At 66.3% G+C, this 6,605-nt stretch carries 9 protein-coding genes; 5 read left to right on the top strand and 4 right to left on the bottom strand.

From position 1 onward, the window contains the following. Positions 1–5: 5 nt before the first annotated feature. Positions 6–746, bottom strand: coding sequence for a TetR/AcrR family transcriptional regulator (locus RM50_RS00470; RefSeq protein ID WP_043448671.1), 741 nt, complete (start codon positions 744–746; stop codon positions 6–8). A 52-nt stretch (positions 747–798) separates the two neighbouring features. Between RM50_RS00470 and RM50_RS00475 the strand changes: the two genes are divergently transcribed. After that, entirely contained in the window at positions 799–2,244 is a 1,446-nt protein-coding gene (locus tag RM50_RS00475; protein ID WP_082006913.1) for a flavin monoamine oxidase family protein, read from the top strand. A 66-nt stretch (positions 2,245–2,310) separates the two neighbouring features. Continuing rightward, positions 2,311–2,793, top strand: coding sequence for a pyridoxamine 5'-phosphate oxidase family protein (locus RM50_RS00480; RefSeq protein ID WP_043448674.1), 483 nt, complete (start codon positions 2,311–2,313; stop codon positions 2,791–2,793). Positions 2,794–2,819: 26 nt separating this feature from the next. Here RM50_RS00480 and RM50_RS00485 read toward each other — a convergent pair whose 3' ends face one another. Continuing rightward, a complete protein-coding gene (locus RM50_RS00485; protein ID WP_043448676.1) occupies positions 2,820–3,428 on the bottom strand; it encodes a DUF6919 domain-containing protein in 609 nt (202 codons plus the stop codon). Positions 3,429–3,487: 59 nt separating this feature from the next. Then, positions 3,488–4,099, bottom strand: coding sequence for a hypothetical protein (locus RM50_RS00490; RefSeq protein ID WP_052259861.1), 612 nt, complete (start codon positions 4,097–4,099; stop codon positions 3,488–3,490). A gap of 197 nt (positions 4,100–4,296) precedes the next feature. Between RM50_RS00490 and RM50_RS00495 the strand changes: the two genes are divergently transcribed. After that, entirely contained in the window at positions 4,297–4,854 is a 558-nt protein-coding gene (locus RM50_RS00495; RefSeq protein ID WP_043448679.1) for an NADPH-dependent FMN reductase, read from the top strand. 13 nt (positions 4,855–4,867) lie between these two features. Beyond that, positions 4,868–5,248, top strand: a complete 381-nt coding sequence (locus tag RM50_RS00500) for a VOC family protein (protein WP_043448682.1) — start codon at positions 4,868–4,870, stop codon at positions 5,246–5,248. Between the two features lie 3 nt (positions 5,249–5,251). Here RM50_RS00500 and RM50_RS00505 read toward each other — a convergent pair whose 3' ends face one another. Then, complete coding sequence (locus tag RM50_RS00505) at positions 5,252–5,656, bottom strand: DUF5997 family protein (protein WP_043448684.1); 405 nt, start codon at positions 5,654–5,656, stop codon at positions 5,252–5,254. Between RM50_RS00505 and RM50_RS00510 the strand changes: the two genes are divergently transcribed. Beyond that, positions 5,619–6,476, top strand: coding sequence for a LysR family substrate-binding domain-containing protein (locus tag RM50_RS00510; RefSeq protein WP_043448687.1), 858 nt, complete (start codon positions 5,619–5,621; stop codon positions 6,474–6,476). The two genes, RM50_RS00505 and RM50_RS00510, sit on opposite strands and share 38 nt — an antisense overlap. The last annotated feature ends 129 nt before the right edge of the window (positions 6,477–6,605 follow it).

Consider the following 6,605-nt stretch of genomic DNA (forward strand, 5'->3'; position numbering starts at 1 on the left):
GGCGGCTACGTCCTGATGGCCCCAAGTCCCGCAATCAGGGCCTCGAGCCCAAGGTGGAAGGCTGTGTCGGCCGGGCGGCCCCGTTCCTGCCCGGCCGGCGCGCCTTGTCCGGCTGACGAACTGCGCACCGCAGCCGTGAAATAAGGGGTGGACTCCGCCATCGATCCGGATTCGAAGATGTCTTCCGGCGCCGTGACGTCGTACGCGGAGCCAAAGATAAAGGACTCCAGCGCCACGATGGCGGGAACGATGCGCGCCTGGGGGAAGCCGGCGTCGGCAAATCCCTTGCTGACGGTTTCGTACATGGCGAGGGTCTGCGGCGCATCCGTCACCGGCAGGACGGCGATCACGGGGATCAGCGGGGTATGGGCGGCAAAGACGTCCCGGTAGCTCCACGCCCAGCCGCGGACGGCGTCCTCCCAGGTTCCGGAAGCGAATCCGGAGACATCCACCAGTGACATCAGGTGGTCCTCCACCAGCAGCAGCACGTCCTGCTTTGAGGCCACATGGTTGTAGAGGGCGGACGGTGCCACCTCGAGCAGTTTGGCCAGGGCGGCCATGGTGAGTCCGTCGTATCCCTTGCGGTTGATCAGGTCCAGTGCTGCGGCCGTGATCCCGGACTTGTCCAGTACTGCCGCCGATGGCCGGCCGGCCCGCCTCTTCTGTGCACCACCGTTGCTGGTGGTGCGTCCCTGTGCGGCTGATACTGCCGGCATCGCTGCCCTTTCGTTGATGGTCTCCAGCATTATTCCATCCAGTACTTCCGCTCCCCGAAGCCAGCAGCTATAGTTCTAATAAATGAATGGCATTCATTTAGTGGTCCCCGTCACCAAGGGCCGCAGAGAGGACATCATGCTGAACCTGAACCGCGACGTCGTTGTCGTTGGAGCCGGCCCGTCCGGCCTGACCGCCGCCCGTGAACTGAAGAAGGCCGGCCTCACCGTTGCCGTGCTCGAGGCCCGCGGCCGTGTGGGCGGCCGCACCTGGACGGATACCGTGGACGGCGCCATGCTCGAAATCGGCGGCCAGTGGGTCTCGCCGGACCAGACCGCCCTCCTTGAACTGCTCGAGGAACTGAACCTGGAGACCTACCCCCGCTACCGCGATGGCGAGTCCATCTACATCGGCGCGGACGGCACACCTGTGCGCTACACGGGCGACACCTTCCCGGTGGACCCGGACACCGCCGTCGAAATGGACCGCCTGGTGGCCCTGCTGGACGGGCTTGCCGCTGAAATCGGCCCGACCGAACCCTGGGCGCATCCCAAGGCCCGCGAGCTGGACACCATCTCCTTCCACCACTGGTTGCGGCAGAACTCGGCCAACGAGGAAGCATGCAAGAACATCGGCCTCTTCATCGCCGGCGGCATGCTCACCAAGCCCGCGCACTCCTTCTCCGCCCTCCAGGCCGTCCTGATGGCGGCGTCCGCCGGCTCGTTCACCCACCTGACGGACGAGGACTTCATCCTGGACCGCCGCGTGGTGGGCGGCATGCAGCAGGTTTCGCTGCTGCAGGCACAGGAGCTCGGCGACGATGTCGTCCTCAACAGCCCTGTGCGCACCATCAACTGGGAGGCGGACGCCGATGGCGGCCACCGCGTCACCGTCGAGTCGGACCGCGCCACCGTCAACGCCCGCTTCGTGATCATGGCCGTGCCGCCCAACCTCTACTCCCGCGTCTCGTTCAACCCGCCGCTGCCGCGCCGCCAGCACCAGATGCACCAGCACCAGTCGCTGGGGCTGGTCATCAAGGTCCACGCCGTCTACGCGACGCCTTTCTGGCGGAACAAGGGGCTGTCCGGGACCGGCTTCGGCGCGGATGCCCTGGTCCAGGAGGTGTACGACAACACCAACCACGGCGATGCCCGCGGCACCCTGGTGGGCTTCGTATCCGACGAAAAGGCCGATGCCGTCTTCGAGCTGAACGCGGAGGACCGCCGGAAAGCGATCCTGGAATCCATCGCCGGGTATCTGGGCGAGGAAGCGCTGGCGCCGGAGGTCTATTACGAATCCGACTGGGGCTCGGAGGAGTGGACGCGCGGTGCCTACGCGGCCAGCTACGACCTGGGTGGCCTTCACCGCTACGGCAAGGACCAGCACGCGCCGGTGGGCCCGATTTACTGGTCCTCATCCGACCTTGCGGCCGAGGGCTACCAGCACGTGGACGGTGCTATCCGGATGGGACGCATCACCGCCGCGCGCATCGCCGAGGTGGCGAAGGTCCCGGTGGCCGCCGGCTGGTAAATAAGCATGCTTACTATTAGGCTGGCGGCGGGGAGCGTCCCCGACTTCAGACGAACGAGGTGAGGCATGACTGACGCGCAGAGCATCAGCAAGGTTACGGAGATCATCAACGATTCCAGGATCGGAATGGTCACCACCATCAATGAGGAAGGCGCCCTCGTCAGCCGGCCGCTGGCCGTCCAGGAGGTCAAGGACGACGGCGACATGTGGTTCTTCACCGGGCTTGGCACGTCGCAGGTAGCGCACGTCAGGGCCGACCCGCGCGTCAACGTGGCCTTTGGCAAGAACACCGAATGGGTTTCCGTTGCCGGAACGGCCCAGGTGGTCACCGACCGGGCCAAAATCCACGAGCTGTGGAACCAGGCCGTGGAGGCATGGTTCCCCGACGGCCCGGACACCCCCGAGGTTTGCCTGCTGCACATCGACTCGGACTCGGCGGAGTACTGGACCAGCCCCGGAGGCACCGCAGCCACCGTGCTGCAGTGGGTGAAGTCAAAGGTCACCAACACCCGGATGAGCGTCGGCGAAAGCGGCACCGTGGAGCTGTAGTCCACGGGCTTTAGGGGGCGGGACGGCTAAGGCTGTCCCGCCCTTTTCAGTGCCTGCAGGACCGCCGGCAGGAGGACATCGTTGCGCCCCCACACGGGATCGAGGACTTCGATGTACCAGGAATCCGCGAGCAGGAGCGCCAGGGCGTCGTTGGTCTCTTCGGCCCAGTCACGGATCTGTTCCTCGTCCACCGGGTTCTCGCTGGAACCCAGCACGGTGGTGATGTCCTCCCCGGCCAGGGTCACTGGAATGGCGGCGTTGCTGGACTCGCCCGGGGCGTGGGCCACGGCCACCAGTTCGGTGCGGGTGGAGAGCGCCAGCAGGGCCTGGGCGGTGGCGGCGCCGCAAAAACCGGTGACGTACTGCCGCTGGGCCGCACCTTCGGCCAGGATCCCCGGCTGCGATTCCTTGGTGAAAAGCCCGTTCCGGTTCAGCTCGGCAAGCGCCTTGGCAATGGGCCGGGTTTCAGAATCGTAGTCCGCGGCAAAGTGCCCCGGCTGGTACGAGCTGCCGCCCTCCAGCCACCGGGCCGTCAGTTCTCCGGCAGCTTCCAGGCTCGTGGCCTGCCGCCAGACTCCGCGGTCCTCCAGCAGGCGGCCGTACTGGTCATGGACGGGCAGTTCCTCAGGCTTCATCCTGGGATGCTACCGCCGGGCTGCAGGGCCGATCCAGCGCGCCGACACAGCGGTTAATGTCAGGCGCCCTGCTCCGAAGGCTGCGCCGAGGGGATCCCGGCTGCCCGTTCGGCTGCCGCCAGGGAAGCAGCCAGGCTTCCGACGGCGTCCGGGTACCCCCGGTGCGCCGCCTCCCGCTGCTGTTCCGCGGTCCGCAGTGCTTTGATCAGTGCCGACGTTTCCGGCCGCCGGACGTCGGTCAGATCGGGGAAGTCGATGCTGCACGCCGGGTCCAGCTCATAGTGCCGCCACCGGAGCAGGAGTTCATCATGCTGTGCGCGGGCTGCCTGGTGGGCGAAGTGCTGCTCCCGCTCTTCGCGCCGTGCTGCACGCCGGGCCAGGAACCGTGGAGTTGCCCGGTAGGCTGCAATCCCCGCAGCAGCCCCGGCCCCCGCCAGGATCAATCCGGCCCACGGCGATACCAGCGCAGGAATCAATACGGCGGGGATGGCCACGCAGGCCCCCAGGAAAAGGTCCCAGAACACCTGGTCCGGAGCCTCCGGTGAGCCGGCCCTGGGGGCCAGAACCCGGCGTCGGACGAGGAATACCGTGCCGGCCACGCTGGCCACCAGCACCGGGCCGCACACCAGCACCACCCATGCGCCGTGGAACAGGGACTCCGCCATTGCCATCGCACACCTCCAGGGCCGCAGCCCGGCCGGAAGACCCGAACTGGTCCTTCCATTGCATCGCCTTCCCGCCGGACCGTCAATGCCGGGCCGTCAATGCCGTGGGCGGCCCCGTACCCGCCGTGGCAACTGGAATAAAAGGAGGCCAATCCTGCATTTCCCTCATGAGGATCCTTTCCACAGGGGCAAGGAGGACGGCAATGACCAGAATTGCAGTGGTGGTGGGCAGCACGCGGCCGGGACGGCGCAGCATGCAGGTTGCCGAATGGGTCCTGAAACGCGCCCGGGAGCACGGCGGCGCGGAGTTTGGGATTTTGGACGTGGCCGATTTTGATCTGCCGCTGCTCGATGAGCCGCTGCCCCCGTCGCTGGGAAACTACCAGCGGGACCACACGAAAAGGTGGGCCGCGGCGGTAGCGGGCTTTGACGGGTTCATCTTCGTGACCGCCGAATACAACCACTCCGTTCCCGGCGCCCTGAAGAACGCGCTGGATTACATCTACGCGGAATGGAACAACAAGGCAGCGGCCTTCGTCAGCTACGGCAGCGCCGGCGGTGTCCGGGCTGTGGAAAACCTCCGGCTGATCGCCGCTGAGCTTCAAATGGCCGACGTGCGGGCCCAGGTTGCCCTGCCGATCGCCTCTGACTTCCGCGACTACACCACCTTCACGCCCTCCGACGCCGCCGAGCAGGCACTGCAGCCACTCTTCGAACAGCTCATTTCCTGGTCAACGGCGCTGCAAACCCTCAGGAAGTGAGTAGCGTGGGGTCATGCGACTGAAAATGTGCAGTATCCATGTCCAGGACCCCGCGGCGGCGCACGCCTTTTACACCGGAACGCTTGGTTTTGACACGCTGATGGCCATGCCCGAGCACAACCTCTACATCATCAAGGATCCCGGTGCCGATGACAGTGCCGTCGGCCTTCTCCTTGAGCCGAGCGACAACCCGATCGGTGCCAGCTACATGAACGCGGTGCGTGAGGCCGGACTTCCCGCGATCGTTTTCGGGGTTCCCGACGTGCAGGCCGAGTACGACAGGCTGGTGGCGGCCGGGGTCAGCTTCAAGATTCCGCCCACCACGGATCCGTTCGGGACCAGCGCCGTGTTCGACGACGGCTGCGGCAACTACATCCAGATCCACCAGGACTGAGGGCTACTTCGCCTGCGCGCGGTCCTTCTTTGCCTGCTTCTTCGCGGCCTCTTCCTTGACGCGCTGCGCTTCGGCGCGCACGGCGGCGTGCGTAGCGCGCTCGGTGACCAGCCACTGCGGCGGAGCCTGCAGCAGAGCCGTGATCTCCGCCGTCGTGAGGGCTTCCTCTACACCGCCGCGGGCCAGGCCGCTGATGGAGACGTTCAGCTTCTGCGCCACGACGGGGCGGGGGTGCGGGCCGTTCCGGCGGAGCTCGGCCAGCCATTCCGGCGGGTTGGCCTGGAGTTCGGCGAACTCCTCACGGGAGATGGTTGAATCCTGGAACTCCTGCGGCGTGGCCGGGAGATAGATGCCAAGTTTCTTGGCAACGGTGGCCGGCTTCATGGACTGGGAGTTTGCAGAGGTCATGCTTCAAGGGTATCCGGGCGGCGGGTACTGTGAAGACGTGCCCGCCGACAATACCCCTGCTCCCAATGCCCAGGCCACCGCTGAGGGCCAAACCACCGCCCAGGCCCAGTCCGCCGCCGACGCAGCGGAACCCCGGGTACTGCGCATCGCCTACGTCGCCGGCGTCACCCCCGGAAAATGGATCCGCCGCTGGGAAGAGCGGATGCCGAATATTCCCCTCGAGGCATTCATGGTCGACGACGACGTGCAGCTTAAGAGCCTCCATGACGGTGCCGCGGCGATGGCCTTTGTCCGCCTGCCGATTGAACGCCAAGGGCTCAGCGTCATACCGCTGTACGAGGAACAGCCGGTGGTGGTGGCGCCAAAGGGCCATGAAATTTCGGTGTTCGAGGAAGTGGCCCTGGCCGACTTGGCGCAGGAATCGCTCCTCAACATAGCTTCCCTTGGTGGCCCGGAGGCTGCCCTCCACGTGGTTGCGGCGGGGGCAGGCCTGGTGATCCTCCCCATGTCGGTGGCACGCCACCTCAACGTCAAGGACACCGTGGCGCGCAGGCTCACCGGCGCCGACGGAACCGAAATCGCCTTGGCCTGGCCCACCGAATCCACGGATGAGGTGCTGGAGGAGTTCATCGGCATCGTGCGCGGACGCACCGCCCAGAGCTCACGCCAGCCTTCCGCCCAGCCCGTCAAGGTGAAGAAGGAACCCAAGCCCGACCGCCGCGGCACCGGTGCCAAAAAGGCGCCGAAGGTAGCGCAGCGCTACGCTCCGAACCCTGACAAGGGCCGGGGGAAGGGATCGCGGAAGAAGGGCAAGCGCTAGGAACAGCAGACACGCGCTAAGAACACAGCGGGACAGGCCGGCTCCGCGGGTGGCGGTGCCGGCCTGCCTGGTTGGAGTTATCGCCTTGTGGTGCCGTGGGGGTTGGGCCTAGGTGTTTTGGATGGTGTC

Origin of the sequence: Pseudarthrobacter phenanthrenivorans (genome assembly GCF_000813845.1) — a bacterium.
Lineage (GTDB): Bacteria > Actinomycetota > Actinomycetes > Actinomycetales > Micrococcaceae > Arthrobacter > Arthrobacter phenanthrenivorans_B.

Bases quoted from the DNA above. Each gene is read 5' to 3' on its own strand.
- RM50_RS00495 (WP_043448679.1), top strand. From the start codon at position 4,297: ATGACCAGAATTGCAGTGGTGGTGGGCAGCACGCGGCCGGGACGGCGC.
- RM50_RS00500 (WP_043448682.1), top strand. From the start codon at position 4,868: ATGCGACTGAAAATGTGCAGTATCCATGTCCAGGACCCCGCGGCGGCG.
- RM50_RS00475 (WP_082006913.1), top strand. From the start codon at position 799: ATGAATGGCATTCATTTAGTGGTCCCCGTCACCAAGGGCCGCAGAGAG.
- RM50_RS00505 (WP_043448684.1), bottom strand. From the start codon at position 5,656: ATGACCTCTGCAAACTCCCAGTCCATGAAGCCGGCCACCGTTGCCAAG.
- RM50_RS00490 (WP_052259861.1), bottom strand. From the start codon at position 4,099: ATGGCAATGGCGGAGTCCCTGTTCCACGGCGCATGGGTGGTGCTGGTG.
- RM50_RS00480 (WP_043448674.1), top strand. From the start codon at position 2,311: ATGACTGACGCGCAGAGCATCAGCAAGGTTACGGAGATCATCAACGAT.
- RM50_RS00485 (WP_043448676.1), bottom strand. From the start codon at position 3,428: ATGAAGCCTGAGGAACTGCCCGTCCATGACCAGTACGGCCGCCTGCTG.
- RM50_RS00470 (WP_043448671.1), bottom strand. From the start codon at position 746: ATGCTGGAGACCATCAACGAAAGGGCAGCGATGCCGGCAGTATCAGCC.